This window comes from Rhodomicrobium lacus, assembly GCF_003992725.1.
GTDB classification, from domain to species: Bacteria; Pseudomonadota; Alphaproteobacteria; order Rhizobiales; family Rhodomicrobiaceae; genus Rhodomicrobium; species Rhodomicrobium lacus.
The window spans coordinates 324944-350107 of sequence record NZ_RZNF01000002.1; the positions used below are offsets into that span (position 1 = coordinate 324944).

Sequence of the window (25164 nt, forward strand, 5' to 3'; positions counted from 1 at the left end):
CGAGCCGACTATCCCCGATTAATAGCAATAGCGCGGATGCGCCCGGACCCAAACGCCATCGGGGCGTTGCAGATAGCAGCCGTCACGGTAGTAATAATAGCCGCTGCGGCGGCGTTCGCCTTCGGCGGCGATGGCCGCTCCCGTTCCCGCGCCGACGATGGCGCCGATAGCGGCTCCCCGGCCGCCGCCAACCGCGCCGCCGAGGATTGCGCCGGCCGCGCCGCCAAACAGCGCCCCGCCAAGAGCATCCTGCGCGCTCGCTTCCTGCGCCGGCATCGTCGCCGCCAACCCCAACATCGCCGCCAGCCCGATTTTCTTAAGCATTGCTGCGCCCCTTTCCGACGTTCGTGGCTGCACACCTTTCGCCCGCCCGCTGGTCGACGCCTCGCGCAGGGCGAATTCTGTTGAAATGTGCGGCTCACGTTGCGTTACTGCCGATAAAAACGTGTTGACCAAGTCTCCCGCGAAATTTGGTCAAGAGTAAGACTTGGCGGGGCGCGCTCATCGCCGACGACACGGGCGAGTTCGTCGCGGACTTACCGACACGGACGAGGGTGTGCTGGTGGCGAGCCTCGACGTCGCGGAGATCGATGAATACTGGATCGGCGCGCGGGGCTTTACGGGGGGCTGGTGGAGTTGTTTGAATGGATACATTTTGTAAATCTATTTAATGCTCATGCAAGATGACTTTTTTGGGGGATCTGCGTATATCGAGCGAACGACTAAAGGAATTTCGCAGATTTTCTAATCTGGTGATTTGTGATATTCCAGATAAAGTCATATGAATACCAAAGTCAAAGGCGCTTTGCTCGGAGAATTGACAGAGCTCCGACCCGGGAAATCCCAGCTATGGATCGGATCACATTCAATCGGCATGATGCGAAAAGCATGTGAAATGTATGATGCTGATCCTAGCTCAGTTGTTTTTCTAAATTTTGGTGGACCCGACCTTGACCAACCAGTTGTTGTAGCGCAGCACATAGGAGTTCTCATCTTCACTGTCTATGGCGCGCCATTCCCCCCGTAGCCTGAGCATGGCGACCGCCGCCCGTTAAGCATGGACGAAGCTCAGGCTTCCACTCGGCGCATTTTGTTGCTAAAGCACATAAAATCCTATCGATCAGGGATCGAAATCCCGTGCTGCGTTCGTTTCCGCTTATGGCATTGCCGCTCGTCGCCGTCGCCTGCGCTCCCACGGCGACGACGGCCCCGACAGCGAATCAGTTTGTTCTGACCGAGCCGGAACGGTACAAGACGGCAACGGAGCGGGAACTCGCCCAGCAATTCGCCGAAAACGACTGCAAGGCCAAGGCGCTCGCGGCGAGCGTTTCCGTGCAGAAGGCGGGACAGTCCGACCATTCGCAACGGGCTTCGTCCTCCGGCGACAACGTCAATCTCGGTGCGACGATCCGGACGCGGCGGCAGGCGGACGAGATGTACGCCGCAACCTTCACGGCGTGCATGAACAAGGCCGGTTTCCTGCTGAAGCCCCCCGCCTGAGCACGCCGCTCCCGGCCGCAAGGCGGGAGAACGTCAGCGCCGCGGATCTCGGCGCCTATCGCAATGTTTTGACTTTTCCCGAACGCCAGCCATCCGCAAGACGCGCGGTCGCGATACGCGAACGCCGGATTGAATTTCCCAAAAACGTGAATTTTCCCGAAAGTGCGATTTCGTCATTGACGAGCGAGGCGCATTTCATCACCATGCGGCCATTTGCGGAGGGGCAAGTTTCGGCAAGTTCATCGGCGCATGGAAGAAGGAGAAGCCGGAGACGTAGCACAAGGGGGGAATATCACGCAAGGGGTAAATGGAATGAACGACGGTATATCGCTGGAAATGCTCGCCTTCAATCTTAAGCTTTTGGGGCGAAAGAGCAGAAAAAAAGTTCTGATCAGCGCGGGCAAGGAGGACGACAAGGCAAGAATGCTTCCCGCGATCCAGCAATTTCTAAGCCTTGAAGTCGATGTCTTTGCAACGCCGGGCACGCACAGGTTTCTTACGCGGCATGGTATCGACACGGTTGAAATTCACAAGATCACCGATGGACGCGCGCCGAACATCCGCACCTTCCTGAACGAGAACCGCTTCGATCTCGTCATCAATGTGCTGACTGGCGACAACGACTACGATGAATCGTCCGACGCCAAGCTCATCCGCAAGCTCTGTATCGAGAACGGCATCCCGCTCATCACCGATTGCGACGTCGGCATCGAGACCTTGCAGCAGATCGTTCGGGATACCAACAAGGGCACCTTCCGCTACAAGCTCTCCGACAACTCCGAGCCATGGAACCTTCGCCTTCACTTCATGGAGGCGGTCGAGAAGCTTGGCGGCTTCGCGAGCCATCACGCCCATTTCGACAAGGCCTACCTCGTCAACATGGAGAACCTGCGTCTCAGCCAGGTCGACATGCAGAAGAAATGGGAGATCTACCGCTACCTCAAGGAAAATTACACCCACGACGACCTCGTCGAGCGCATCAGCCGCGGCCTTGAGACGATGATCGCGCAAGGCGTGACCTATTGCCGGACGATGGTGGACGCGGACTCGACCGTGGGGCTGCTGCCGATCAAGGCGGCGGTCGAGGTGAAGAAGCGCTATGCGGATCAAATTCACTTCGAGGTCGGCGTGCAACCGCTGCAAGGTGTGCTCGACCCGGCGTCCTACGAGCAATACGCCGAAGCCTGCGCGATGGCCGATTATTGCGGAGGGCTCCCCTCGCGCGACCGTCCCCGCCCCGAAGCGCATCTCGACACGATCCTCGACCTCGCGAAACGCCTCGGCAAGCCGGTAGACGTGCACGTGGATCAGGAGAACAATCCGCTCGAAAACGAGACGGAGCTTCTCGCCGAAAAGACCATCGAGCACGGCATGCAGGGCCGCGTCTTCGGCGTCCATGCGATTTCGCTCGGCGCGAAAAGCGAGCGCGAGCAGGACCGCATCATCCAGAAGATCCTCGACGCCGACTTGGGCATCGTGATCTGTCCGTCCGCCGCGCTCAGCATGGCGCAACTGCCGATGACGGCGCCGCTGCACAATTCCATCGCGCCGTTCCCGAAGCTGCTCGCGGCGGGCGTGCGGACCTATCTCGGCGTCGACAACATCCACGACCTGTTCATGCCCATCGTGGACGGCGATGTGTGGACCGAATGCCGGATGCTCATGGAGGCCTGCCGCTTCTACGACATCCAGCAGGTGGCGAAATGGGCCTGCGCGCGGCCGATCGCGGCGGAACGGCCCGCCTCGCTTGCCGCGTAATCGCTTTTGCAGCGGTTTGGCGATCCAGCCGGTTCCGGCACGGAATCGGCTGGATGGCGAAGGCGGAGAGGGGGCGATAGCAGCCGTTCGGAATCTTCGAACTTAATGCCGGAGAGCCCCAACAAGCGGAAATTAAGCTAGAAGCATTAAACGGCTGTCGCCAATCATGCAAAACACCTTGCAGGTTAGCTGTTGGTTTAGGGAGTTTCGTGTGATGCTATTGCAGGGGTTTTATCTAATTTGAGTTCAAAAATATCGTTGAGTTTTGAAGAATTCATCTTCGCGCTTATGTGGTTTAAATCCCTAACCCTCGAGGAAAATAGGGTCTTCTCCTTGTGTGCCTGTTTGCAGGCATATCCTGAATTCTTTTTGATAGGCAAATTGCTTTTGCTTCTTGAATGCTACATCTTGCGATGCAAATTCGCCGTGGAACATCTCATCGTCATAGTATTCCACGAGACTCCCTCGAAACCATTGACCGCGACGCTGCAACGCTTCCTTGACCTGGGCCAGGAATGGTACGGCGGGCGTGATAACGGCATATGAACCAAATTTCAGGCATCGCTCATCAATCAAAATCTGGCTTTGGAAATCCGCTGCTTGCTCTTTGTCAAGATGGAATTTTCCATCTACTGCACCATATCCGTTAGTATATATAGAATATAGACAAATTATATGTAGGTCTTCGTGGTATTGATAAGATGTTGAGACGGGAGCTGCTAAGTCATCTTTTGTTATCTCGATATCACCGATTCCGGGAACACTCAGATTTATACGAATATCTTGTGGCTGCCACCACATTGCAACGCCTTCATGCGTGTCCGCCCTGCCATCATCATCGATGGAACACTCCAGTTTCCTAAAATACGAAAGACGATTTAGGTAAAGTTGCCCCCGCATAAATGATTCTGCGTACCGTTCTTCGCTGAAGAATTTGATGAAGTACCAAATTTTAGTGGCCGTCATGCTTTATACCTTGGAATCAACCTTTGCGCAGCACCTACTAGCGTCCATCGCGACCGAACGCTATGCCGATTGGAGGCAATAAGAGATTTTTGGAGCTGAACCCACAAAAAGGGCAAGAAGAAATGTCTGCTCACCACCTCTAATTGCTGCCGCTTCGAGCGCCCGTCAATGACCGCATTCGGCCTCGTTCCAGGCTCCGTAAATCCGCTCGCAACCGCCGCCGCCTCTTGACATGAGACGCAACGCGGCGTTTTCTATGCAGAACGTGGTCCTTTTGCCGGCCGGCTTGCAGCCACGCTAAACAAATTGCTAAAAGGCCGCTCGCCCTCTCTCCCGAAGGCTTACGGCATTTAGCGCCCATGAGAGAGTGACGATGTCCGACCAACAGGGGCCCGACGGCCTCCATCAAGATACGCTTCTCGTCCATTCAGGCACGCTGCGCTCGCCCCACGGCGAGACCTCGGAAGCGCTCTATTTGAACTCCGGCTTCACCTATGAAAGCGCCGCCGAGGCCGAAGCCCGCTTCAAGGGCGAGGCCGAAGGCTATGTCTACAGCCGATACGGCAACCCGACCGTTACCATGTTCGAGACGCGCATCGCCTCGCTCGAAGGCGCCGAGGCCGCGCGCGGCACGGCTTCGGGCATGGCGGCGGTGTTCGCTTCGCTCGCTTCCTACCTCAAGGCTGGCGATCATGTGATCGGCGCGAAGGCCGTCTTCGGCGCAAGCCGCGCCATCATCGAGGATATCCTTCCCCGCTTTGGCATCGAATCGACCGTCGTGGACGGCAGCAGCCTCGATGCCTGGCGCGCTGCCATCCGCCCGAATACGCGCGTGCTGTTCTGCGAGAGCCCCGCGAACCCCACGCTCGATCTCGTCGATCTCGAAGGCGTCGCCGGCATCGCGCATGACGCGGGCGCGATCCTGATGGTGGACAACGTCTTCGCGACGCCGCTTCTGCAACGGCCTCTCAAGTTCGGCGCCGACGTCGTGATCTACTCGGCGACCAAGCACATCGACGGGCAGGGGCGCTGCCTCGGCGGCGTCATTCTGTCGACCGAGAAATTCATCACCGATCATGTGCAGGGCTTTCTGCGCCAGACCGGCCCGACACTCTCCGCGTTCAACGCCTGGGTGCTGCTGAAGGGCCTCGAAACCTTGCCCGTGCGGGTCGAGCGCGAAACGTCAAGCGCGGCGAAGATCGCGGATTTTCTGAGCGAACAGCGCGGCATCGCGCGCGTGATGTATCCGGGCCGCGCGGACCATCCGCAGGCGGCGCTCGCGAAACGGCAGATGGCATCCGGCGGCCCGTTGGTGGCCTTCTCGCTCGACGTGGATAAGGACGCCGCGTTCCGGTTCATGGATGCACTGCGCCTTATCAAGATCTCGAACAATCTCGGCGACGCCAAGTCGCTGATCGCGCACCCGGCCACGACCACCCATCAGAAACTGTCGGACGAAGCCAAGGCGGAACTTGGCATCACGCCGGGAACGCTCAGGCTTTCTGTTGGTCTTGAGCACCCGGACGACCTCATCGAAGACATAGCGCAGGCACTCGCCGGAATTTGATCGCATCCAATACCGGAGCGCCAGCGCTCCGGTATTCGCTCATCTTCACCGATTGATCGACGGGTTCGACCAGTAAGGCTGCACGGTGTAATGCTCGTGCGTGCGGCTTTCCCAGTCCGCGTTCGCGAAGCTGTCGTCGTCGAGCGGCGGCGAGTTTTCGAGCTGTTCCTTCGTTATGTCGGTGCGGAAAGCGTCGAGGTCCGCGTCGTAGCTCAGCGCCGACCACGGAATGGGGCGCTCGCTCCGTCCGATGCCAAGGAATCCGCCGAAGTCCACGACGGCATAGGCGACACGTCCGCCCAGGCAATCGATCATGACTTCCTCGATCGTTCCGATCCGCTCATCGTCGCCGCCGTAGACATAAGCGCCTTCGACATCGTCGCTCGAAATCAGCTTCCGGCCGGGTTTTATCGCGTCTGTTGACATGTTCAGTCCTCCTCCGCGCGAAACAAGGCCCGGGCGGTCTCGTTCCCTTGCCGCCGCTTCGGCAGCAAATAAGCCAAGGCTCTGTCCAAGGTTTCAACCGTCGCCTGGAACTTTCCCCGCAGGAAATCGTTCACCTCTTCAGTCAAACGGAGGATATATCCATGAATTGGGATCAGATCTCTGGGAACTGGAAACAGTTCGAGGGTAAGGTGCAACAGCAATGGGGCAAGCTTACCGACGACGACCTGACCGAAGCCAAGGGCGATGCCAAAGTACTCGCCGGCAAAATTCAGGAACGTTATGGCGTAACCAAGGAGGAAGCGGAGCGTCAGGTCGACGAGTGGCATCGTTCGCTTCACTGACACGCTTCTGCTTTGGCGGCTTGAGCCGCACCGAACAAGGCTCGCCTCGCGCGGGCCTTTTCGTGTTTCGCGGGGCGGGGGCGAACTGCCAGGACGGCCGAATCGTCACCTTGTATGGCACGGCATCATTTTTCCCGCGCAAAACCGCGCGCGATGGGTTAGCCCTACAGCCCAAAAAGTGAGCCGACCCGTGGAACAGCTTCCCATCTTCTTCCAACTCAAGGGCAAAAACGTTGCCGTCTCCGGTGGCGGCGCGCCCGCAGCCCGTCGCGCGGAGCTTGCCCTTCGCGCGGGCGCGCGCGTCCGCGTCTTCGCCACCCATCTGAGCGACGATTTTCGCGCCCTTATTGACGATCCTCATTTCAGGCACGAGACGCGGGCCCCGTCGCCCGGCGACATGGCGGGCCTCGCGCTTGCCTTCGCCGCGACCGGCGACCGGACCCAAGACGAGGCGATGGCGGCGCTCGCAGGTGCTGCGCGCGTGCCCGTCAACGTCGCCGACACGCCCGAGCTTTGCGACTTCATCATGCCCGCCATCGTCGAACGCGATCCGCTTGTGATAGCCATTTCGACCGGCGGCGCGTCGCCCATCTTCGCGCGCATGATCCGCGCACGGCTCGAAAGCACAATCCCCGCCGCCTATGGCCGCCTTGTCGCGCTCGTCGGCTCATATCGCGACCGCCTCGGAGAGCGGCTTTCGGACCTTTCGCAACGCCGCCGCTTCTGGGAAAGGGCGCTCGAAGGCCGCGTGGCCGACCGCTTTCTCGCGGGGCGCGAGGATGAAGCGCGGGCCGAACTCGAAAACGCGCTCGACGCGGCTGACGACACGGCGCTTGCGAAGGGCGAGGTCTATCTCGTGGGGGCAGGGCCGGGCGACCCGGACCTTCTGACCTTCCGCGCGCTCCGCCTCATGCAGCGGGCCGACGTCGTGCTCTACGACCGCCTGCTGCCGCCCGGCATCCTGAATCTCGTGCGCCGCGAGGCCGAGCATATCTATGTCGGCAAGGAGCCGGACAGGCATGCAGTCACGCAGGAGGAAATTTCCGCGAAGCTCGTGCAACTCGCGAAGGAGGGCAAGCGCGTGCTGCGCCTCAAGGGCGGCGATCCCTTCATGTTCGGGCGAGGCGGGGAGGAGATCGAGGCGCTGGCTGCGGCGGGCATTCCGGTGCAGGTTGTGCCGGGCGTCACCTCGGCGGCGGGCTGCGCGGCCTATGCGGGCATTCCGCTGACGCATCGCGATCACGCGCAGGCCTGTGTGTTCGTGACGGGGCACGCGCGAAGCGGCGGCGGCTTGAGCCTCGGCTGGGAAGCGCTCGTGCAGCCGCATCAGACCGTCGTCATCTTTATGGGGCTTGGCCAGCTTGAATTCCTGATGAAACAGTTCGTCGCCCATGGCGGCGACCCCGCGCTTCCCGCTGCCATCGTGGAGAACGGAACGCGGCCGAATCAGCGCGTCGTTGTGGGCACGGTCGAGACCATCGCCGGAGCGGCCGCGAGCGAGGGCATTCGCGGCCCGGCGCTCGTCATTCTCGGCACCGTCGTCACCTTGCGCGACAGGCTCGTCAGTCCGGGCGGAACGGCACGCGACGACCCGGGTACATTCGCAAATGCGCAAGTACGGGAATCGCTGTTGCCTCCTCTTTAGCCGGTATTCTTTTTGCGGTCTTCCGCTGTTTGCGAGCATGATATATGCGTACCAGCGAATATATTGGCATGCGATACCGCCTTTAGGGCGGTAGCAGCAAAACCGGAGGGGCATCATGATTTTTCGGATCGGCGCGGTCACGATCTGCACGGCGATTCTCGGCATCGCGGCGGCTGACGCGGGAGAAACGGCAACTCCCGAGGCTCTCGCATCCGAAGCACGGGGCATCGTCGGCCGCTTCGCCGACAGGCTGAAGGGCGAACTCGTCGCCGCGATGAAAGAGGGCGGCCCCGTCGCCGCCATCGGCGTCTGCAACACCGCCGCGCCCGCGATTGCCTCCGAGGCGTCGGCTGGCGGGTGGATCGTGCGGCGCACCTCGCTCAAGCTGCGCAATCCAGCCACCGCGCCCGACGCGTGGGAGACCGAAACGCTCGCCCGCTTTGAAGCCGCGAAAGCGGGCGGTGCCGATCCGGCGAAGCTCGAACGCGCCGAAATCCTGGAAAGCGATGGAGCACGCCGCTTCCGCTATATGAAGGCAATTCCGACAGCGGCAGAGCCTTGCCTTGCATGCCACGGGACGAACCTTGCCGAGCCCGTCAAGGCGAAGCTCGCGGAACTTTATCCCGACGACAAGGCGACGGGCTACAGCGCGGGCGACATCCGGGGGGCTTTCACGCTGTCGAAGCCCCTGCCGTAATTCCGAGCGCCCTGACTCGATTCGACCGATCGCACGGACATCCGTCAGGCGGAAATGCTACGCGGAAGAAGGCTCCCGCGGTCAGGTCGAACCAACCGAAAGCTACCCGCGCGCGGCGGCGACGACAGCCTGCCCGAGCGAAATAGCGCCGTCTCCCGCCGGGAACAGGGCAGGGGCGAGCACCTCGAAATCGCAGGCAAGCCGCGCTGACACCTGTTCGAGCAGCAGGCGATTGTGAAACACGCCGCCGCACAGGACGATGGTGACGCAGCCCTCGCGACGGGCGAGGCGGCGACCGGCATCAGCCAGCGTTTCGGCGAGGAAAATGTGGAAATGCGCCGCAACGATTGCGGGCGCGACGCCCTTCTCCAGATCGGCGAGGACGGCACGCCACAGAAAGGACCAGCCGAGGCGCATCGGCGCGTTCGAGGCGTTTCCTCCGCCCGTCGGGAACGGCGAGACGATGGGGCGCGCTCCCGGGGCGTCTTCTGCGGTCATCGGGTCGGAGTGCGGGGCGCCCCACGCTTCGACAGTCTCCAGGTCGGCGATTGCCGTCGCCGCAAGCGCCTCAAGCTCCACTGCCGCCTGCCCCTCATAGGTGACCTCGTCGAAACAGAGTCCGAGGGCGGCGGCCACGGCGTCGAACAGTCGACCGGCCGACGAAGCGGGCGGAGCGTTCAAACCGCGCGCCATCATTTGCAGCGCAGGCGCGACGGGCTTCGCGGCGAGGCGACGCAGGATCGGGATGTCGTGCTGGCGCTTCGATACCTCGTCCCAGCCGAGCGCGACGTGCAGATGCGCGAGAAGGTTCCGCCATGGCTCGCGCATGGCCTTCGCTCCGCCGATGAGCGGCACGGGCGCGAAGCCGGCAACGCGGCGGCAGGCGCGATAATCCGCTACGAGAAACTCGCCGCCCCAAAGTTCGCCGCCATCGCCCATGCCGAGGCCGTCCAGCGCGATACCGAGCACGGGCGGCGCGTCGAGAGGCACGCCCCGTTCCGCCATCGCCGCCGCAACATGGGCGTGGTGATGCAGCACCCGCGCGACCGGCAACCCGCGCTCCGCGGTCAGGATTTCGCCAAGTTGCGTCGCGTGGTAATCGGGATGCGCGTCCACGGCTACGATATCCGGCGCGAAACGGAACAGCCGCTCGAAAAGCGCGAGGTTCGCGCGGTAATCGGCGTGCGTGGCGGCGTTTTCAAGGTCCCCGATGTGCTGCGAAACGACGGCCCGACCGTTGCTTGCGAGGCAGAAGGTGGATTTCAGCTCGGCGCCCATGGCGAGCACGGCGGGCGCGCGCTCGAACCCCTGTGGCAGCGAAAGTGGCGCGGGCGCGAGCCCTCGCGCGCGGCGTATGGTACGGACGCGACCCGCCGCCAGCCGCACCACGCTGTCGTCGAGCCGGTTCACGATGTCCCGGTCGTGCGTCAGAAAAGCGTCGGCGATGCTGGCCAATTGCCTGCGTGCCTCATCGTTCGCGATGCATTGCGGCTCGTCGCTGACGTTGCCGGAGGTCAGCACGACGGGTCCGGGCACATCGTCCATCAGCAGGTGATGCAGCGGCGTGTAAGGGAGCATGAAGCCGAGCGTCGTCTGGCCGGGCGCGATACCGGAGGCGAGCGGCGGCGCGTCGGTGCGGCGGGAAAGCAAAACGATGGGAGCGCCGGCGATTTCGAGGGCGGCGCGCTCAGGCGGCGCCATGGTGGCGTAACGTTCGATCGTCGCGACATCGCGCGCCATGAGCGCGAGGGGCTTGCCGCTCCGTCGCTTGCGTGCCCTGAGCCTCGCGACCGCGTCCTCATTCGCCGCATCGCAGGCGAGGTGAAAGCCGCCGATGCCCTTGATCGCCACGATGCCCCCGTCGCGGATGAGCCGCGCGGTGGCCTCGATCTCGTCGCGCGCATCTGCGAGCGGAAGCGCCGCCCCGTCCGCGCCTTCGAGCCGCAGCTTCGGCCCGCAGACGGGGCAGGCGTTCGGCTGCGCATGGAAGCGCCGGTCGGCGGGATCTTCATATTCGGCGCGGCAGGCCGGGCACATCTCGAACGCCGCCATGCTCGTCGTCGCGCGGTCGTAAGGGATTGCGCGTACGATGGACAGGCGCGGCCCGCAATGCGTGCAATTGGTGAAGGCGTAACGGTAGCGGCGATTTTCGGGATCGCGGATGTCGGCGAGGCAGGCGGGGCAGGTGGCGGCGTCGGGCACGATGCCGGTCGTGACGTCGCCCGCGCCGCTCTCGACGATGCGAAAGCCGTCCGGCGCGCAGCCGCTCGGCGGCGCGGTCTCGATGCGCTCGATGCGGGCGAGTGGCGGCGCGCGGTCGGCAATCGCGTCGAGCAGCGCGTCGAGCGCCGCGCGCGGTCCGAAGGCGTGAATCAGCACGCCCTCCGCGTCGTTGGACACATCGCCCCGAAGGCCCAATTCGCGCGCGATCCGCCACACATGCGGGCGGAAGCCCACGCCTTGGACAAGACCGCGCACACGGATCGAGATGCCTTCGATGTCGTCCGCCTCCGCCATGGTCAGTGCACCGTGCAGACCATGCAGGGGTCGAAGGAGCGCACGATATGCTGCACGGCGATGGGCGTCGCCTCACCCGGCCGCACCGGCGCGCCGACAAGCGCCGCCTCGCATGCGCCCGGCTGACCGCTTCCGTCGCGCGGCGAGAAGTTCCACGTCGTCGGCGCGATGATCTGGTAGTTGAAGATGCGGCCCTTGCGGATGTCGAGCCAGTGGCCGAGGCTTCCGCGCGCCGCCTCGATCATGCCTGCGCCGCGCGCGTCGTCGGGCATCGGCATGGTGACGCAGAACGGGTCGTCGGGACGGACCGCCGCCGTCCAGCGCTCCAGCAGGAGAACAAGGCGGGCCACCTCGACGGTGCGGGCAATCACGCGGTTGCGCGCATTACTTCCCGAACGTGTGGACAGGCTCATGACAAGGGGTTGTCCGTCGACGAGCTGGCGGGCGAAGGCTCCCGTTTCGGCCACGCGGCCTGCAAGACGCGGAGCCTTGCACCAGCTATAGGCGTCGGCCGCGTCGGCGTCGGGCAGCGTGAGCCCGCGCGATGGCGGGCGCGGGCCTTCCGCCGCGCGCACCATCCACGCGCGGGCATGGTCTTCCGCGATATCCTCTTCGCGGAGCGGGCCGGTCGCGCCGCCGTCCCAGACGCCGCGCGCGAAGGCCGGTCGGCTGTCCAGCGGATAGGCGCCAAAGCTGAGATAGAGGCCGGGGCCGGGGCCAAGCCTTTCAAGACCGGCACCCCGCGAGAAGGCGAGGAAGGCGCGGAGATCGCCGCCGCTCGCGTCCGCCTCCCACGCGTCGAGCGCGTCGGCGCTGTCGAGGGCGGCAACCGCTTCCAGCCCATCGCCGTAGAATGTCGCTTCAAGAAAGCGGCGAAGCCCCGCGATGTAGCCTAGAAGCCGCGTCTGCTCCGCTCGCCCGATGGCGCGCGTCGTGCCGCCCGGTTGCAGGCCGAGCGTATGCGGCCAGTGCCCCGCGAGCAGACCCATGATCCGCAGGAACGCCGCGCGCGCCGGGAGAAACTCCCGCTGCGCATCCCCGCCCATCGCCTGAAAGCGCGCCGCCGCCTTCGCCCACGGCTCGCCTGCGTAAATCCCGCGCGCGAAATCCGGCATGAAGAACAGATAGAAATGCGTGAGGTGATCCGCGATGTTCTCGGCGGCGAGGACGATGTTTTGCAGATGCGCGCCGTTTTCGGGCGGCCTCAGTCCTTGCGCGTTTGCGAGCGCCGCCGCTGCCGCGATCGACTGCGATACCGAGCATATGCCGCAGATGCGCGGCACATAAACGAGCGCGTCGGCGGGCGCCTTGCCGACAAGGATCTGCTCGAACCCGCGATAGAGCGGAGAATTCACGTAAGCCGCCGCGATGCGCCCGTCCTCCACGTCGAGGCGGATTTCGAGGTCGCCCTCCACGCGATTGAACGGCCCTGCGACGAGGCGTGTCATTTGGGTTTCCCCGACGCCTTGCCGGGCGGGACGGCGATGCGCTCCGAGAGCGCGTTCCTGCGCAGGCGCTCCGGCGTAGCGGCCTTGGCGAGCGAGGCCAACGCCACGAACCATGCCTTCGGCATGTCGGTCGGCAGGCCCACGGGAATGCCGCCGCGCTTGGGTGTTTCGAGGAAGGGCGCGTCGCGTTCGCCGAACCGGGGTTCGGTGCAGCCGATGCAGGGATAGCCGCCGCGGATGCAGGAGCCCTCGCCGTTCCATGCCCGCATGTTGCAGTCGCCGTGGACCTGCGTGCCGATGCAGCCCATATGCTCCATCAGGCAGCCGAGCTGCCCCGGCTCCTTCGCGCTTGCCTTGTATTCGTAGAATTCATTGCGGGTGCAGCCGTGATGGACGAGGTGATCGGCGTAGAAACGCGGGCGCCCGAACGCGTCGAGGTCGGATGCGCCGAGCGTGCCGTGGCCGAGTTGCACGAGCGTTTCAACGATCCAGCCCGGATGGGTAGGGCATCCGGCGATGCTGATCGGCGGGAGGCCGGAGCGCGAGCGGAAGGCCGGGCCGAGAAGGCCGCCGGGCTCCGCGCCGTCGAAGGCGAGGCCGCACGCCTCGGTGACGTTGTCTCCCGCCGCCGAAACGCCGCCGAAAGCCGTGCACGAGCCGATGGCGACGACATGGCGGGCGATGGGCGCAAGCTCCTCCACAAGCCGCATCACGGGCTTGCCGGTGCCGGGCTGAAGATGAAAGCGTCCCGTGCCGGAAGGCCCGCGCAAGATCGCGCCTTCGACGCAGAGGATGTCGAGCGGCTGGCGGCCCGCGAGGATCTCGGCGATGAGCGCGTGATGGTCTTCGCCCGAGGCTTCGCAGAGCGAAGGATGGGCGAGCACATCGATGCGGCCAAGGTCGAGCGCCGCGAACAGGTCCGGACTGTCGGCGTTGAGAAGCGACATGGAGCAGCCGCCGCATCCGCCGGATTGCAGCCAGAACAGGGTATGGCGGCCGGGCTCATCCGCTGCTTCCCGCGCGGCGATCCCTGATGCATCGGGCGGCAAATCACCCGGCATGCCGCACTCCTTTCGGCAAGGTCAGCGTAAACACCGCGCCGCCGCCTTCGTGGTTGGCCGCCGCGAGGCCTCCCCCGAAATCCTGCGCCAGCCCGAAGCTCAGATAAAGGCCGAGGCCGAGCCCCTTGCCGACGGGCTTCGTCGTGAAAAACGGCTCGAACAGCTTTTGCATGTCGTCTGGCGCGATGCCGGGACCGTGGTCGTGGACGCGAAGCACGACGACGTTGCCATCCTCTGTCGCGTCGATCTCGATCACCGGATGCGGATCGCCGTCCATCGCGTCGAGCGCGTTCTGAATGAGGTTGACGAGGATCTGATGGATTGCGCCGCGCGGCGCATGCACCGTCAGTCCCTCAGGCACCCGGATCGCCACCTCCTGACGCGAGCGCGCGATTTTCACCACCCAGTTCGCCGCCGTCTGCACCACGCGCGCAAGCTCGAAATCCTCCGGCGCTTCCGCCTGATTCGCCGAAAAGCGCCGCAGATCCTGCACGATCTCGCTTGCGCGCGTCGCGCCTTCCAGCGTGCCGTCGAGCAGCGGGCCGATATCGGCGAGGATGCGGTCGATCTTGAGATCCTTGCGCAGCGCCGCAAGCGCATCGCCGGAAAGCGCCGCGTTCTCCGCTTCGAGATAGGTGCGGATGCGCATTCCGTATTTCTTCAGCGCGTGCATGTTCGCGAAGACGAAACTGATCGGATTGTTGAGTTCGTGCGCGACACCCGCGACGAGACGGCCGAGCGCCGCCATCTTCTCCGAAAAGATGAGATGCTGCTGGGCTTCCTGAAGCTCCCGATGGGCGTTGTTGAGCGATTTATAGGCGCGGCGTAATTCGCCGAGGGGGCGGCCCACCACGACGACGCCCGCGAAGCGGCCCTTGTGGTCGAAGCGCGCCGAGCAATTCATGGCGAAGGGCCACGGCGCGCCCGCCGCGTCGCGCAGGGACAGCTCGCAATCCGTCACCGCGCCGTCCTCGCGGGCACGGGCCAGCATGTCGTCCACGAGGCCGGCGCTTTCGGCCGCGAACAGCGATGCGAAAGGCTCTCCGGCAAGACTCGCCTCGCGACGCCCGGTGACAGCTTCGAGGGCGCGGTTCACACGCGCGATACGATTGCCCCGGTCGCACACGGCGAGCACATCGGCCATGGAGGCGAATACGCTCGCCATGAGCGCCTGCGCCTCTTCAAGAGCAGCGTTCTTGGCTTCAAGCTCGACCTGATTTTCAACAAGCTCGGCATAGACCGCATCCATCTTGTGGATGACTTCGATCCACGCGTCCTCGCCTGCCTCGCCGTCGCCGAGCGCTCCCGTCACCCCGGCCCGCACAACGAGGCTGCGGCTGTCTCCTGGGCGCTCGGGCTGTTTCAGCATCGGCGGTTTTCCTCATGCGCGTGTCTTCGGCGCGCGGATGCTCAGGCCCGCTTCTTGGCGGGCTCCAGCGGCAGCGCCTCGATCTTTTCGAGGCCGTAGCGTTCGAGCTTGGCGCGAAGGCCCACGCGCGACAGGCCGAGTTCCTTCGCCGCGCGGCTCTTGTTCCAGCGGTGCCGGATGAGGCTTTCCTTCAAAATCTGCGCCTCGACCGACTCGATGCGCTCGCGCAGCGTGCCTTCGAGACCGGTAAGCGAAAGATCGACGCCCGCGAAATCGAGCTTCGCAGGCGAAGGGCTGGCCGCGGCCTGCTGCACCCGCCGGGACAGGTGCTCCGCGCCGATCACGCCGCCCTGCGGCCCCATGATGAGCGCGTGCTGGATTTCGTTCTGAAGCTCGCGGACATTGCCGGGCCATGAGTACGCCTTGAGGCATGCCACCGCTTCCGGCGACAAGCCCTTGACGCACTTGCCGAGCTGCTTCTGTGCCTTGTCGAGGAGCGCGCGCGCGATCGGCGGGATGTCCATCAGGCGCTCGCGCAGGGGCGGAAGGTGGATCGTGACCGGCGCAAGACGGTAATACAAATCTTCGCGGAAGCGGCCCGCCTGCACCTCGGCTTCAAGGTCGCGGTTCGTGGCGGCGATGACGCGCACGTCGATGTTGCGGGTCTTCTGCCCGCCGACGGGACGGATCTCGCCCTCCTGAAGCACGCGCAGCAGCTTCGCCTGAAGGCGCGGCGACACTTCGCCGATCTCGTCGAGGAAGACCGTGCCGCCGTCGGCGCGCTGGAAAAGGCCGATGTGATCTTCGACCGCGCCGGTGAAGGCGCCGCGCTTGTGCCCGAAAAGTTCGCTTTCGAGGAGTTCATCGGGCAACGCCGCGCAGTTTTCGACCACGAACGGCTTGTTCCAGCGAAGGCTCTTGTAATGAAGGGCGCGCGCGATGAGTTCCTTGCCGGTGCCCGATTCTCCGGTAATCATCACCGAGACGTCGAAGGGCGCGACGCGGCGCATGCGGTCGCAGACGTCGTTCATCGGGCTCGACTTTTCCCGCACGATGCCGTCGTCGCCCGCGTAAAGCTCGCGCAGGTCCGCACGGCGCGTGGCGACGACCCGCTCCGCCCGGGTGGAGGACATTCTCAGTTCGACGGCCAGAAGCTCGTTTTCGCGCTGGAGCTTGTAAAGCCGCGCGGCGTTCTTGAGCGTTAGGGTGAGGCTGTCGGGTTGCCAGGGCTTCGTCACGTATTGATAGATGCCCGCCTCGTTGATGCCCTGAATGATGTCGTCCGCGTGGGTGTAGCCCGAAATGATCATGCGCACGACGTCGGGCCAGCGCTCTCGCACGTTTTTCAGAAATTCGACGCCCGAAATGTCCGGCATCCGCTGATCGCACAGCACCACCTGAATAGCCTCGTCGGCGAGGATGGCTTCGGCTTCGCGTGCGCTTGTGGCTTTCTTGACGTCGAAATCGTCTTCGAGGATGCGTTCGAGGGCCTCGACGCTGCGAACTTCGTCGTCGATCACGAGCACGGGCGGAAGCGCGGTCATGGCGCTCTCCGGGAGTCGCTTTGACAGAAAAAGGGCAGATGACGAGGACAGTCTTGCATCAGCATATCCTTGGAAGTGGATCGCCCGCGAGCCAATCTACCATGCGGTTTCCGCCGAACCTCGTACGCATTTGGACGAAGGCGTGAGGGTCGTGCTTGACCTCGCCGATGATGGCAGCGTCGCGCGCGAGGGGATGCGCGCGCATGACAGCAAGCAAGAGCTGTGCCTTTTCTGGTGGCGCGATGGCGATCAGCTTGCCCTCGTTCGCGATGTAGAGCGGGTCGAGGCCGAGAAGTTCGCACGCGGCCGAGACATCGGGCTTGATCGGGATCGCGGCCTCGTCGAGGTGAATGCCTACGCCCGATTGCTGCGCGATTTCGTTCAGCGTCGCGCCGAGGCCGCCGCGCGTGGGGTCGCGAAGCACGCGGATGCCGGGCACCGCCCCGACCATGTCCGCGACGAGCGTATGAAGCGCGGCGCTGTCGGAGAGGATTTCCGTCTCGAAGGTAAGGTTCTCGCGCTTGGACAGCACAGCGATGCCGTGATCGCCGATGCTGCCCGAAAGCAGCACCATATCGCCGGGAAGGGCGCGGTCGCCCGAAATCTCGACGCCGTCGGGTACAATGCCGATGCCGGTCGTCGTGATGAAGACGCCGTCGCCCTTGCCCTTTTCGACCACCTTCGTGTCGCCGGTGACGATGGGCACGCCCGCCGCGCCGCTCGCTTGCGCCATGCTGGCGACGATGCGGTCGAGGTCGGCGAGGGGAAAGCCCTCCTCAAGCACGAACGCAGCCGAAAGATAGAGCGGGCGCGCGCCCGCCATCGCCACATCGTTGATCGTGCCGTGAACCGCGAGTGAGCCGATGTCGCCGCCGGGAAAGAACAGCGGCGCGATAACATGCGCATCGGTCGTCATCACCATGCGGCCAGCCGCGACCGGAAATGCGGCCTGATCGTTACCTTGCGCCAGAAGCGGGTTGTCGAGGTGACGGCGAAAAAGCGTGCGTATCAGCTCGGCGGTGGCGCGGCCGCCCGCGCCGTGGATCATCTCCACCGCGCCCGTCAGCTTGCCTTCGCGCGCGCTGAACCGCGCCTCGATCACGCTCATCGAATGGCGCTCCTCAAGGCTCGGCCTGCCCCGGAGGGACGTTGAAAAAACGAGGTCATGCGGCCTCCCGCCGGAAACGGCCATAGGTCCAGTAAGCGGCGCAGGCACCTTCGGACGATACCATGCACGAGCCGACCGGGCTGTCGGGCGTGCAGCCCTTGCCGAACAGCTTGCAGTCGACCGGCTTCTTCGCGCCGCGCAGGATTTCCGCGCATTCGCAGGACTTTGCGTCCGGCGCGGAGCGCGTGACGATGGAAAAACGCTTCTCCGCGTCGAATGCGGCGTAAGCCTCGCGGATCGTCAGCGCGCTGTCGGGCACCGCGCCGAGCCCGCGCCACTCGAAGCTTTCGCGGCGCTCGAACACCTCGTCCACGATTGCGCGCGCCTTCAGGTTCCCCTCGCGCGTGACGACGCGAATATACTGGTTTTCGACCTCGGCGTGCCCCGCGTTCAGCTGACGGATCGCCATGAGCGCGGCCTGCATCACGTCGAGCGGCTCGAAGCCCGCGATCACGACGGGGCGGCGGAAGGTTTCGGTGAAATATTCATAAGGGCGGCTGCCGATCACCGAACTCACATGCGAGGGGCCGATGAAGGCGTCGACATCGACGGCGGCCGCGGTGAGCAAATGATTGAGCGCGGCGGGCGTCAGCACGTGATTGCAGAAGACGGAGAAGTTTTTCAGCCCCTCGGCCCTGGCGATGCGCAGCGCCACGGCGGTCGGCGGCGTGGTCGTCTCGAAGCCGATGGCGAAGAACAAGACCTCGCGGCCCGGATTGTCGCGCGCGATGCGAAGCGCGTCGTCGACCGAGTAGACCATGCGCACATCCGCGCCTTCCGCCTTCGCCTTGAGCAGGCTCCGCCGCTTCGACGCGGGCACGCGCAGCATGTCGCCATAGGAACAGAGGATGACGCCATGCTCTTCGGCCAGTTCCAGCGCATTGTCGATGCGCCCGATGGGGAGCACGCAGACGGGGCAGCCGGGGCCGTGCACGAAGCCGACATTTTCCGGCATCAGATCTTGCACGCCGTAACGAAAGATCGCGTGCGTATGGCCGCCGCAGAATTCCATGATGGAATAGCGCCGCGCCGGGTTCGCCTCGCGCGCGATTGCGGCGGCGAGACCCTTCGCCAGCGCTTCGTCGCGGAACTCGTCGACAAACTTCATCGCGCGGCCTCCCCGAATTCGGCGATTTCCGCGTCGAGGCCGGCTTCGCGCATCATGGCGATCGTGCGCGCGGCTTCGTCCGGCGAAACCTTGTGCAGCGCGTAGCCGACATGGACGAGCACGAACTCGCCCGGCTTCGCGTTCTCGATCAGCGCGATGGAGATTTCCTTGCGTACGGGGCCGAGCGCGACGACGGCGGTTTCGGCGGCATCATTCACGGACACGATTTCGGCGGGGATGGCGAGGCACACCGGATTACGCCCCCGGCGCTTCGAGGCCGGTCAGCGCGAGCGTGCGCTGCGCGCGCAGCCACCCCGCCCAGGCGTCCATGCCTTCGCCTGTCTTTGCCGAAACACGCAGGATCCTGATGCGCGGATTGATGGCGCGCGCGTTGGCGGCCAGCGCGTCGGCGTCGAAATCGAGATGGGGAAGCAGGTCGACCTTGGTGATGAGCATCAGATGCGACGTGCGGAACATATCGGGATATTTCAGCGGCTTGTCCTCGCCCTCGGTAACGGAGCAGAGCACGACGCGCGCTTCCTCGCCCAGGTCGAACATCGCGGGACAGACGAGATTGCCGACATTCTCGATGAACAGCACTGCGCCTTTAGCAAGCGCCACGTTCTCGGCGGCGTGGCCCGTCATGTGCGCGTCGAGATGGCAGCCCTTGCCGGTGTTGATCTGGATCGCGGGCGCGCCTGTCGCGCGGATGCGCTCGGCGTCGTTCGTCGTCTGCTGGTCGCCTTCGATGACCGCAACAGGGACATCCGCCTTGAGCCGTTCGATGGTTGCGACGAGAAGCGTCGTCTTGCCGGAACCGGGCGACGAGACGAGGTTCAGCGCAAGGACGCCGTCGCGGGCGAAACGGGCGCGGTTTTCCCGCGCGAACGCGTCGTTCTTCGACAGCACGTCCTGCTCGATCTTCACCACGCGCGCCTTGTGGTCATGCTCGTGAGAGTGCGAATGCCCGTGTTCATGACGATGATCATCGCCGCCATGGCTGTGGGCGTGGCTGTGGTGGTGGCCGTGTCCATGGTCGTGGTGATCGCCATCGCCATGCTCTTCACCCTCGCCGTGCTGGTGATCGTGGGAATGATGATGCGTATGCGGGTGAGAATGCGTCACCCCGTCTTCATGGGTGTGTTCGTGGGCATGGTCATGGGCGTGGTCGTGGTGGTGAGGACCGTCATGATCGTGATCATGCGCGTGATCGTGGCCCCGCGCGTCGCCGTGTCGTCCACCGTGCGCCGCGTTTACGGACGCCGCTTCGATCTTCGTTTCGCCGTCTCCGCATCCGCACGTCCCACACATCAGTCGACCTCCAGCTCTCTTATTCTTAGTTCGTCGCCGCCCGTGATCTGCACCTGATAGCTGCCGCAATTCGGGCAGGCTCCGCTACGCTCCTTTATGATGACGCTTTCGCCGCAGGCGAAACACCACGCCGCCGCTGTCGTTTCCACGATATCGAGCGTGGCGTTTTCAGCGATGGTGCCGCGCGTTGCGGCGTCGAAGCAGAAACGCAGCGCCTGCGGTTCGACGGTGGCGAGCGGCCCGACTTCCAACCGCACGACGCGGACGCGGGAATAATGCTGCGCCGCGGCCTGCTCTTCGAGAATACGCACCACTCCTTGCGCCAACGCCATCTCGTGCATCAGTGCACTCTCACTTCATAGCCCACGCAAGGGTCGACGGCGGTCACAAAAAGGCGAGCGATTCTAGCGACATCGTGAGCGTCGCCGCGCGCGATGCGGGCAAGGCCCCGCGCCGCGGCGCCCTCGGGGTGGAAGTTCCATTCGGTGGGCGCAAGAATACGGTAGCGGGAAACCTTGCCGCCGGCGAGTTCCACGGCATGCACGAGGCGGCCGCGCGCGGCTTCGACCTGCGACAGGCCGACGCCGGGCATCGCTTCGCTTCGCGAGGGCTCCGCGATCTCGGAGCCGTTGAGCCTCGCCACCGTCTCGCGCAGACGCTTCGGCACGTTCGCGAGTTCGACGAGGCACGCCGCGAGCCGTGCGCCAAGGCCGAAGCCTTCGCCCGTTTCCAGCGCGCGGATCAGCGGATGATCGATGGAGCGGGCAAGCGGCGATGTCTCGCGCGGCACGCCTTCCCAGTCCGGCGCGGCGACGAAGTGGGCTCGGCCGTCGTCGAAAAGCCTTGCGGCGAGGCGGTCGCGGTCGAAAGCGGGGAGGGGCGAGACCGGCGCCGCACCTGCGTCGAGCAAGCCATCGGTCGCGATCTGATCGAACAGGCGCTGGGCGATGGTATGTCGAGGCGCGGCCCAATTGATGAGATCGTCCTTCGTATCTCGCGCACGCCAGATCCGCAGCGGCTCGGAGAAAATGGCGCGTTCGAGGAGCGCTTCGCAGGCCGCTATGTCATTCTCGACGGCGTCGCTCTCGTAGACGAACGTTCCGCCGAAGCGGAGCGCCGCGCGCGCCTCGTCGAGATGGCGCGCGAGGTCGCGTTCCGCCTGCATGGCGGCGCGAAGCTCGGTGGCGGGGGGAGGCTGCGGAGCATCCAGGAACTGCGACCAGTCCATGAGGATGCGAAGCGTATGCTCGCGCGCGGCTTCGGCAAGCACACGCATCTCGCGCACGCGGCTTGTGGTCGGCGGCACCGCGATCCCGCGTGCTTCCTCAAGGGCCTTTGCGGCGGCGACGGACTGCGCCGCCTTGCACGTCGCGTACAGAAGCGCGACCGTCTGCGCGATTTCGCTCGGGCTGTGGCCTGTGAACTGGCGTGTGATGGAAAGCGGGCGACTGGACTCGATGCGCACGCAGTGACCGAGCGGCGCGCGGGGATAGATGTCGATTTCGATCCGGCCTTCGGCCGTCATGCCGCGTCTCCTTTCGTAGAGCCCTCGCTTGAACGGTCGCCGTTCTCCGATGAGCGGCCGAAAATGAGACCGCGCCGCGAAAGCTGCGGCTTGCGGCGTGCCGCTTCCGCGTCGGGATGATGTCCGCTGTCGAGCAGCGCAGTCAGCGCCGCTTCGGCGGCGATCAGCGCGGCCTTCTGGTCTTCGAACTGCGTGACAGGCGAGAACAGCGAGCACATGCGATAGGGGCCAAGTCCTGCCTCGCCGCCCGCGATGAACTCGAACGTGCCAGCCGGCAGCGCGTGGGATATTTTCGCGCCGCTCGGCGCCTCGGCCCAGCTTTTGGCGTCATCGGCGGTCTTCGGCAGCAGCATGGCGTTGATGAACCAGGGTGTGACAAGCACCGCGAGCCACAGGCCGCCCACCTCGCGCGGGCCGACCGCGGCGACGGCCAGCCGCGGGTTCAACAGCGGCACGTCCGCCATGCGCGTGGCATGAATGCGCGAGAAGACGGTTTCGAGACGCCGCGCAATCTCCGTCGCCTCGACCGCATGCGCCTCACTCATCGCCCGCTCCCAGCAGCAAGAACTTCTCCTTCGGCGCGTCGCAGACCGGGCAGGACCACTGCGCGGGCAGCGCGGCGAACGGCGTGCCGGGCGGGATCTGCCATTCCTCGCAGCCTTCGGCGGGGTCGTAGACGTGCCAGCAAATGCCGCATTCAAGCCGGGCGTCATCGCCGAGCTTCGTCACATCGCCGCCGAAAGAGCCTGCGAAGAAGTGATCCTTCACCGGTAAACCCCCAGAATTTCCGCGAGACGGTCCGCACTGTCTTCGAGATCCTCGCGCGCGGCGCAAGCTACATCGGGCACGCGGCAGACCTCGATGGTGTTGAGGATCAGGATTTCGCGCGAATTGAAGTAGCGCACCCACCATGCGTTCCTGACGCCGGTGGACGAGATGCGGCAGTTGCCATAGCCGCGCGACAGGATTGTAACCGCGCCCTGCCCGAGCCGGGCGTCGAGATAGGCGAGATCGCCGTCGCTGACCGGCAGCAGCGAAAGGTTGATGGCGTGGGTCGGTGTGCCGGGAGCGAAGGCCGCGAGCTTGTCGACGAGTTCGGCGGCGATCGCGGGCGCGTTCATGAGGTCGTCTTCGGCGACCGTCTCGATTGCGTGCAGGCTCGCTGCGCCGCCATCCTGCGCGGCGGCAAGAACCGACAGCGGGAATTCGCCCACCTCGATGGCGTCGGCGATCAGCGCGCCATCGTTGCCGACGACATGGATGCGCCAGACGCCCGCCAGCACCGATTCCTGCGCCTGTACATGCGCGCCTGCCACAATGCTCACCTCGCCTTCGCCGAGCATCTGATCGACAAAAGCGCGGTTTCCGGCGTCGAGGTCGAGAAGGTCGATGGTGATCGACGTGCCGGGAGCAGGCGCGGCCCGAAGCGCTGCGAGCGCCTCGTCGAGTTTTTCGAGCGCGGGCGCGTGGGCGGCCGCCACATCCGGCTCAGGAATCTGCGGCATGGAGAAGGTTGCCATGCCCTTCGGCAGTTCCATGAAGGCGAGTTCTCCGTCCTCGTCGTCGGGCTGGCTGCCGGGGCCGGCGAGCGGGCGCGTGATGCTCATTCGGAATGGTCCTCCGCGAGGGGCGCGCTGCCGTTCGCGGCAGGCACGCAATGGTCCGGGAATTTGTAAGGCGGCGGGGCGGACGGGTCGCTCGCGAGAATCGCGCGAATCTCGGCGATGTAGTCGGGCCAGTTCAGAACGCGCGTGATGGCGCCGAGATAACCGTCGCCGCGCAGGAAGACGAGGGCAGGGAACGCATTGAAGCGAAACCGAAGTTGCAGCGCGCGTTCAGCCGATTTCTCCACGAGCGCGGGGGCGACATGGGGAAAGCTCTTCAGAAGTTCCGGGAGAATGACGGCAACATCGGCGCTTTCGACAAGCCGGTCGGTGTCGCCCGGAAAGAACAGCACGCTGTCGGCATGAACGGCGAGAAACGCGTCGAGCGTGACTTCGGTGACGGTGGCGAAGCCGTGGCGGGCGGGAAGCGCTTCGATGAGGGGCGAAGTCATCAGGCGGCGTCCTCCGGCCCGGGTTTGCGAAGGTGCTCGGGAAGCTGCGGCTCCCGCCCGATGAGGTCGGCGAACAGGTGATCGATGGAGGTTTCGCCCTGCATGACGAGAGCCAGCGCTTTCAGCGCGTCTGCTGTCTGGCGGGCATGCTCTTCGCTGATGACCTCGCGCGCGGCGTCGAGGAAAGTCAGCACCCATGTGTCTTCGGGCTGTTCGCCCACGAGGATCATGTCGATCTCGCGAAGCTCGGCGCCCCCGTTACCCTCGGCGCGGCAGAGCGCGAAGCGGCCTTTCGGCTGGACGACCTGCATGGGAATGCCGACGCACATCAGAGCTGGCCCTTTCGGTCGGCCGCGACCTTTGCGGCTGCCATGGCAAGCACGCGGTCGTCTCCTACGCGGCAGGCGTCGTCCTCGCCGGGGCGTTCCTCTTCGTAGCGGGACAGCAGCATGCGTTCGCAGGCAATGGTATCGGTTTCGCGCAATGGCGTTTCGCGGCGCTGCGCCTCGATGCCGAAGCGCGCGAGATAAGCGAGTGCGTGATCGATTGCCGCCGGGATCTGTGCCTTCACCTCTTCGCGCAGGCTGCCGCCGTAGTCTTCCAGTTCCACGGGCTGGACCCCGATCAGAAACAAGTGCTTCGGCAGCTTGCCCAGAAGGTCGGCGGTGGCGAGCACTTCCTGAAAACCCGTCTGGTGGAGGCTCATTTTCTTGGCCCCGAGAAATTGCGGGACGTCGTCGTTTTCCGCGAGTTTCAGCGTGGCGGGCGGCAGGCCGTAATCCACCGCGTCGAACACGACGAGAATATCGGTGCTGGTGATGTGATCGAGGAGATAAAGCCCTTGCGTGCCGCCATCGAGGAGCCGGACGTCGTCCGGGAACGCGTATTCGCGGTTCAGCGCTTCGACCGCGCGAACCCCGAAACCTTCATCGGCCCACAAGAGGTTGCCGATGCCGAGAACCAGCACCCTTGCCATGTTGCTCCTTAGATTTATCCTCGTTCTTAGCGGATGAGGGGTGCGCCAGCAAGCTTCAGGCCAAATTGCCGCGCTGCTGCGGCGTTTTATACTCTTTGCGGACGGAAACAAAGAGCGGTCCGCTCCCAGCGGCGAAAGTCGTTCTGTGAAAATACAGTAA

26 protein-coding genes and 1 riboswitch are annotated in these 25164 nt (G+C 64.5%); of the genes, 6 read left to right on the forward strand and 20 right to left on the reverse strand.

All coding sequences use genetic code 11. The features are described 5' to 3' along the window. Window positions 1-18 precede the first annotated feature (18 nt). Window positions 19-324, reverse strand: coding sequence for a glycine zipper domain-containing protein (locus EK416_RS02240; protein ID WP_127075860.1), 306 nt, complete (start codon window positions 322-324; stop codon window positions 19-21). A gap of 813 nt (window positions 325-1137) precedes the next feature. On the opposite strand from EK416_RS02240, the gene EK416_RS02250 reads away from it, so the two are divergent. Both EK416_RS02250 and EK416_RS02255 read left to right on the forward strand, forming a co-directional pair. After that, window positions 1138-1500: a hypothetical protein gene (locus tag EK416_RS02250; RefSeq protein WP_127075861.1), complete on the forward strand. Its 363-nt coding sequence runs from the start codon at window positions 1138-1140 to the stop codon at window positions 1498-1500. Window positions 1501-1812: 312 nt separating this feature from the next. Then, complete coding sequence (locus tag EK416_RS02255) at window positions 1813-3258, forward strand: amidohydrolase family protein (RefSeq protein WP_127075862.1); 1446 nt, start codon at window positions 1813-1815, stop codon at window positions 3256-3258. Window positions 3259-3561: 303 nt separating this feature from the next. Here EK416_RS02255 and EK416_RS02260 read toward each other — a convergent pair whose 3' ends face one another. Continuing rightward, window positions 3562-4224 carry a hypothetical protein gene (locus EK416_RS02260; protein WP_127075863.1) on the reverse strand — a complete coding sequence of 221 codons (663 nt, stop codon included), beginning with the start codon at window positions 4222-4224 and terminating at the stop codon, window positions 3562-3564. 255 nt (window positions 4225-4479) lie between these two features. Then, window positions 4480-4557: riboswitch (SAM riboswitch) on the forward strand. A 40-nt stretch (window positions 4558-4597) separates the two neighbouring features. Here EK416_RS02260 and metZ point away from each other — a divergent pair. Further along, window positions 4598-5791 (forward strand): O-succinylhomoserine sulfhydrylase, encoded by a 1194-nt coding sequence (metZ, locus tag EK416_RS02265; RefSeq protein ID WP_127075864.1) that lies wholly within the window; start codon window positions 4598-4600, stop codon window positions 5789-5791. A 45-nt stretch (window positions 5792-5836) separates the two neighbouring features. On the opposite strand, the gene EK416_RS02270 is transcribed toward metZ, so the two are convergent. Continuing rightward, window positions 5837-6217 carry a PRC-barrel domain-containing protein gene (locus tag EK416_RS02270; protein ID WP_127075865.1) on the reverse strand — a complete coding sequence of 127 codons (381 nt, stop codon included), beginning with the start codon at window positions 6215-6217 and terminating at the stop codon, window positions 5837-5839. A 161-nt stretch (window positions 6218-6378) separates the two neighbouring features. On the opposite strand from EK416_RS02270, the gene EK416_RS02275 reads away from it, so the two are divergent. From EK416_RS02275 to EK416_RS02285, 3 genes are all read left to right on the forward strand, one after another. After that, the gene (locus EK416_RS02275) at window positions 6379-6579 is read left to right on the forward strand and encodes a CsbD family protein (RefSeq protein ID WP_181952108.1); all 201 of its coding nucleotides are present in this window, start codon (window positions 6379-6381) and stop codon (window positions 6577-6579) included. A 190-nt stretch (window positions 6580-6769) separates the two neighbouring features. Next, a complete protein-coding gene (cysG, locus tag EK416_RS02280; protein ID WP_127075866.1) occupies window positions 6770-8224 on the forward strand; it encodes a siroheme synthase CysG in 1455 nt (484 codons plus the stop codon). A gap of 115 nt (window positions 8225-8339) precedes the next feature. Then, on the forward strand, window positions 8340-8921 hold the full coding sequence (locus EK416_RS02285; protein WP_127075867.1) for a Tll0287-like domain-containing protein: 582 nt from the start codon (window positions 8340-8342) through the stop codon (window positions 8919-8921). 102 nt (window positions 8922-9023) lie between these two features. Here EK416_RS02285 and hypF read toward each other — a convergent pair whose 3' ends face one another. From hypF to EK416_RS02370, 17 genes are read right to left on the reverse strand one after another with little or no spacing between them, the layout of a single operon-like run. Then, on the reverse strand, window positions 9024-11438 hold the full coding sequence (hypF, locus tag EK416_RS02290) for a carbamoyltransferase HypF (protein WP_127075868.1): 2415 nt from the start codon (window positions 11436-11438) through the stop codon (window positions 9024-9026). Window positions 11439-11440: 2 nt separating this feature from the next. Then, window positions 11441-12886 (reverse strand): nickel-dependent hydrogenase large subunit, encoded by a 1446-nt coding sequence (locus EK416_RS02295; protein WP_127075869.1) that lies wholly within the window; start codon window positions 12884-12886, stop codon window positions 11441-11443. After that, entirely contained in the window at window positions 12883-13947 is a 1065-nt protein-coding gene (locus EK416_RS02300; protein WP_281023851.1) for a hydrogenase small subunit, read from the reverse strand. Before EK416_RS02300 ends, EK416_RS02295 begins: the two co-directional genes overlap by 4 nt. After that, on the reverse strand, window positions 13937-15316 hold the full coding sequence (locus EK416_RS02305) for a sensor histidine kinase (RefSeq protein WP_127075870.1): 1380 nt from the start codon (window positions 15314-15316) through the stop codon (window positions 13937-13939). The genes EK416_RS02300 and EK416_RS02305 overlap by 11 nt, the downstream gene beginning before the upstream one ends. 41 nt (window positions 15317-15357) lie before the next feature. Then, window positions 15358-16860 (reverse strand): sigma-54-dependent transcriptional regulator, encoded by a 1503-nt coding sequence (locus EK416_RS02310; RefSeq protein ID WP_127075871.1) that lies wholly within the window; start codon window positions 16858-16860, stop codon window positions 15358-15360. Window positions 16861-16918: 58 nt separating this feature from the next. Continuing rightward, window positions 16919-17968 (reverse strand): hydrogenase expression/formation protein HypE, encoded by a 1050-nt coding sequence (gene hypE, locus EK416_RS02315; protein WP_127075872.1) that lies wholly within the window; start codon window positions 17966-17968, stop codon window positions 16919-16921. Between the two features lie 55 nt (window positions 17969-18023). After that, entirely contained in the window at window positions 18024-19136 is a 1113-nt protein-coding gene (gene hypD / locus EK416_RS02320) for a hydrogenase formation protein HypD (RefSeq protein WP_127075873.1), read from the reverse strand. Next, on the reverse strand, window positions 19133-19387 hold the full coding sequence (locus EK416_RS02325) for a HypC/HybG/HupF family hydrogenase formation chaperone (RefSeq protein ID WP_127075874.1): 255 nt from the start codon (window positions 19385-19387) through the stop codon (window positions 19133-19135). The genes hypD and EK416_RS02325 overlap by 4 nt, the downstream gene beginning before the upstream one ends. A gap of 4 nt (window positions 19388-19391) precedes the next feature. Further along, window positions 19392-20447, reverse strand: a complete 1056-nt coding sequence (gene hypB, locus EK416_RS02330; protein ID WP_127075875.1) for a hydrogenase nickel incorporation protein HypB — start codon at window positions 20445-20447, stop codon at window positions 19392-19394. Next, complete coding sequence (gene hypA, locus EK416_RS02335) at window positions 20447-20788, reverse strand: hydrogenase maturation nickel metallochaperone HypA (RefSeq protein ID WP_164729816.1); 342 nt, start codon at window positions 20786-20788, stop codon at window positions 20447-20449. The genes hypB and hypA overlap by 1 nt, the downstream gene beginning before the upstream one ends. Further along, window positions 20788-21972 carry a nickel-dependent hydrogenase large subunit gene (locus tag EK416_RS02340; RefSeq protein WP_127075876.1) on the reverse strand — a complete coding sequence of 395 codons (1185 nt, stop codon included), beginning with the start codon at window positions 21970-21972 and terminating at the stop codon, window positions 20788-20790. Before EK416_RS02340 ends, hypA begins: the two co-directional genes overlap by 1 nt. Beyond that, window positions 21969-22517: a [NiFe]-hydrogenase assembly chaperone HybE gene (gene hybE, locus EK416_RS02345; protein ID WP_127075877.1), complete on the reverse strand. Its 549-nt coding sequence runs from the start codon at window positions 22515-22517 to the stop codon at window positions 21969-21971. The genes EK416_RS02340 and hybE overlap by 4 nt, the downstream gene beginning before the upstream one ends. After that, a complete protein-coding gene (locus EK416_RS02350; RefSeq protein ID WP_127075878.1) occupies window positions 22510-22740 on the reverse strand; it encodes a rubredoxin in 231 nt (76 codons plus the stop codon). Before EK416_RS02350 ends, hybE begins: the two co-directional genes overlap by 8 nt. Continuing rightward, entirely contained in the window at window positions 22737-23579 is an 843-nt protein-coding gene (locus tag EK416_RS02355) for a hydrogenase expression/formation protein (protein WP_127075879.1), read from the reverse strand. The genes EK416_RS02350 and EK416_RS02355 overlap by 4 nt, the downstream gene beginning before the upstream one ends. Beyond that, window positions 23576-24028, reverse strand: coding sequence for a thioredoxin domain-containing protein (locus tag EK416_RS02360; RefSeq protein ID WP_127075880.1), 453 nt, complete (start codon window positions 24026-24028; stop codon window positions 23576-23578). The genes EK416_RS02355 and EK416_RS02360 overlap by 4 nt, the downstream gene beginning before the upstream one ends. After that, window positions 24028-24357 carry a HypC/HybG/HupF family hydrogenase formation chaperone gene (locus EK416_RS02365; RefSeq protein WP_127075881.1) on the reverse strand — a complete coding sequence of 110 codons (330 nt, stop codon included), beginning with the start codon at window positions 24355-24357 and terminating at the stop codon, window positions 24028-24030. The genes EK416_RS02360 and EK416_RS02365 overlap by 1 nt, the downstream gene beginning before the upstream one ends. After that, window positions 24357-25004, reverse strand: a complete 648-nt coding sequence (locus EK416_RS02370; protein WP_127075882.1) for a HyaD/HybD family hydrogenase maturation endopeptidase — start codon at window positions 25002-25004, stop codon at window positions 24357-24359. Before EK416_RS02370 ends, EK416_RS02365 begins: the two co-directional genes overlap by 1 nt. Window positions 25005-25164: the final 160 nt, after the last annotated feature.

Excerpts from the sequence above, each read along its gene's own strand:
- EK416_RS02340 (WP_127075876.1), bottom strand. The coding sequence starts at position 21,972 with ATGACGGCCGAAGGCCGGATCGAAATCGACATCTATCCCCGCGCGCCG.
- EK416_RS02255 (WP_127075862.1), top strand. The coding sequence starts at position 1,813 with ATGAACGACGGTATATCGCTGGAAATGCTCGCCTTCAATCTTAAGCTT.
- hypB (WP_127075875.1), bottom strand. The coding sequence starts at position 20,447 with ATGTGTGGGACGTGCGGATGCGGAGACGGCGAAACGAAGATCGAAGCG.
- EK416_RS02295 (WP_127075869.1), bottom strand. The coding sequence starts at position 12,886 with ATGACACGCCTCGTCGCAGGGCCGTTCAATCGCGTGGAGGGCGACCTC.
- EK416_RS02310 (WP_127075871.1), bottom strand. The coding sequence starts at position 16,860 with ATGACCGCGCTTCCGCCCGTGCTCGTGATCGACGACGAAGTTCGCAGC.
- EK416_RS02260 (WP_127075863.1), bottom strand. The coding sequence starts at position 4,224 with ATGACGGCCACTAAAATTTGGTACTTCATCAAATTCTTCAGCGAAGAA.
- hypF (WP_127075868.1), bottom strand. The coding sequence starts at position 11,438 with ATGGCGGAGGCGGACGACATCGAAGGCATCTCGATCCGTGTGCGCGGT.
- EK416_RS02270 (WP_127075865.1), bottom strand. The coding sequence starts at position 6,217 with ATGTCAACAGACGCGATAAAACCCGGCCGGAAGCTGATTTCGAGCGAC.
- EK416_RS02285 (WP_127075867.1), top strand. The coding sequence starts at position 8,340 with ATGATTTTTCGGATCGGCGCGGTCACGATCTGCACGGCGATTCTCGGC.
- EK416_RS02300 (WP_281023851.1), bottom strand. The coding sequence starts at position 13,947 with ATGCCGGGTGATTTGCCGCCCGATGCATCAGGGATCGCCGCGCGGGAA.
- EK416_RS02360 (WP_127075880.1), bottom strand. The coding sequence starts at position 24,028 with ATGACTTCGCCCCTCATCGAAGCGCTTCCCGCCCGCCACGGCTTCGCC.
- hybE (WP_127075877.1), bottom strand. The coding sequence starts at position 22,517 with ATGAGTGAGGCGCATGCGGTCGAGGCGACGGAGATTGCGCGGCGTCTC.
- hypE (WP_127075872.1), bottom strand. The coding sequence starts at position 17,968 with ATGAGCGTGATCGAGGCGCGGTTCAGCGCGCGCGAAGGCAAGCTGACG.
- EK416_RS02305 (WP_127075870.1), bottom strand. The coding sequence starts at position 15,316 with ATGCTGAAACAGCCCGAGCGCCCAGGAGACAGCCGCAGCCTCGTTGTG.
- EK416_RS02365 (WP_127075881.1), bottom strand. The coding sequence starts at position 24,357 with ATGTGCGTCGGCATTCCCATGCAGGTCGTCCAGCCGAAAGGCCGCTTC.
- EK416_RS02240 (WP_127075860.1), bottom strand. The coding sequence starts at position 324 with ATGCTTAAGAAAATCGGGCTGGCGGCGATGTTGGGGTTGGCGGCGACG.
- metZ (WP_127075864.1), top strand. The coding sequence starts at position 4,598 with ATGTCCGACCAACAGGGGCCCGACGGCCTCCATCAAGATACGCTTCTC.
- EK416_RS02275 (WP_181952108.1), top strand. The coding sequence starts at position 6,379 with ATGAATTGGGATCAGATCTCTGGGAACTGGAAACAGTTCGAGGGTAAG.
- hypA (WP_164729816.1), bottom strand. The coding sequence starts at position 20,788 with ATGCACGAGATGGCGTTGGCGCAAGGAGTGGTGCGTATTCTCGAAGAG.
- EK416_RS02355 (WP_127075879.1), bottom strand. The coding sequence starts at position 23,579 with ATGAGCATCACGCGCCCGCTCGCCGGCCCCGGCAGCCAGCCCGACGAC.
- hypD (WP_127075873.1), bottom strand. The coding sequence starts at position 19,136 with ATGAAGTTTGTCGACGAGTTCCGCGACGAAGCGCTGGCGAAGGGTCTC.
- EK416_RS02370 (WP_127075882.1), bottom strand. The coding sequence starts at position 25,004 with ATGGCAAGGGTGCTGGTTCTCGGCATCGGCAACCTCTTGTGGGCCGAT.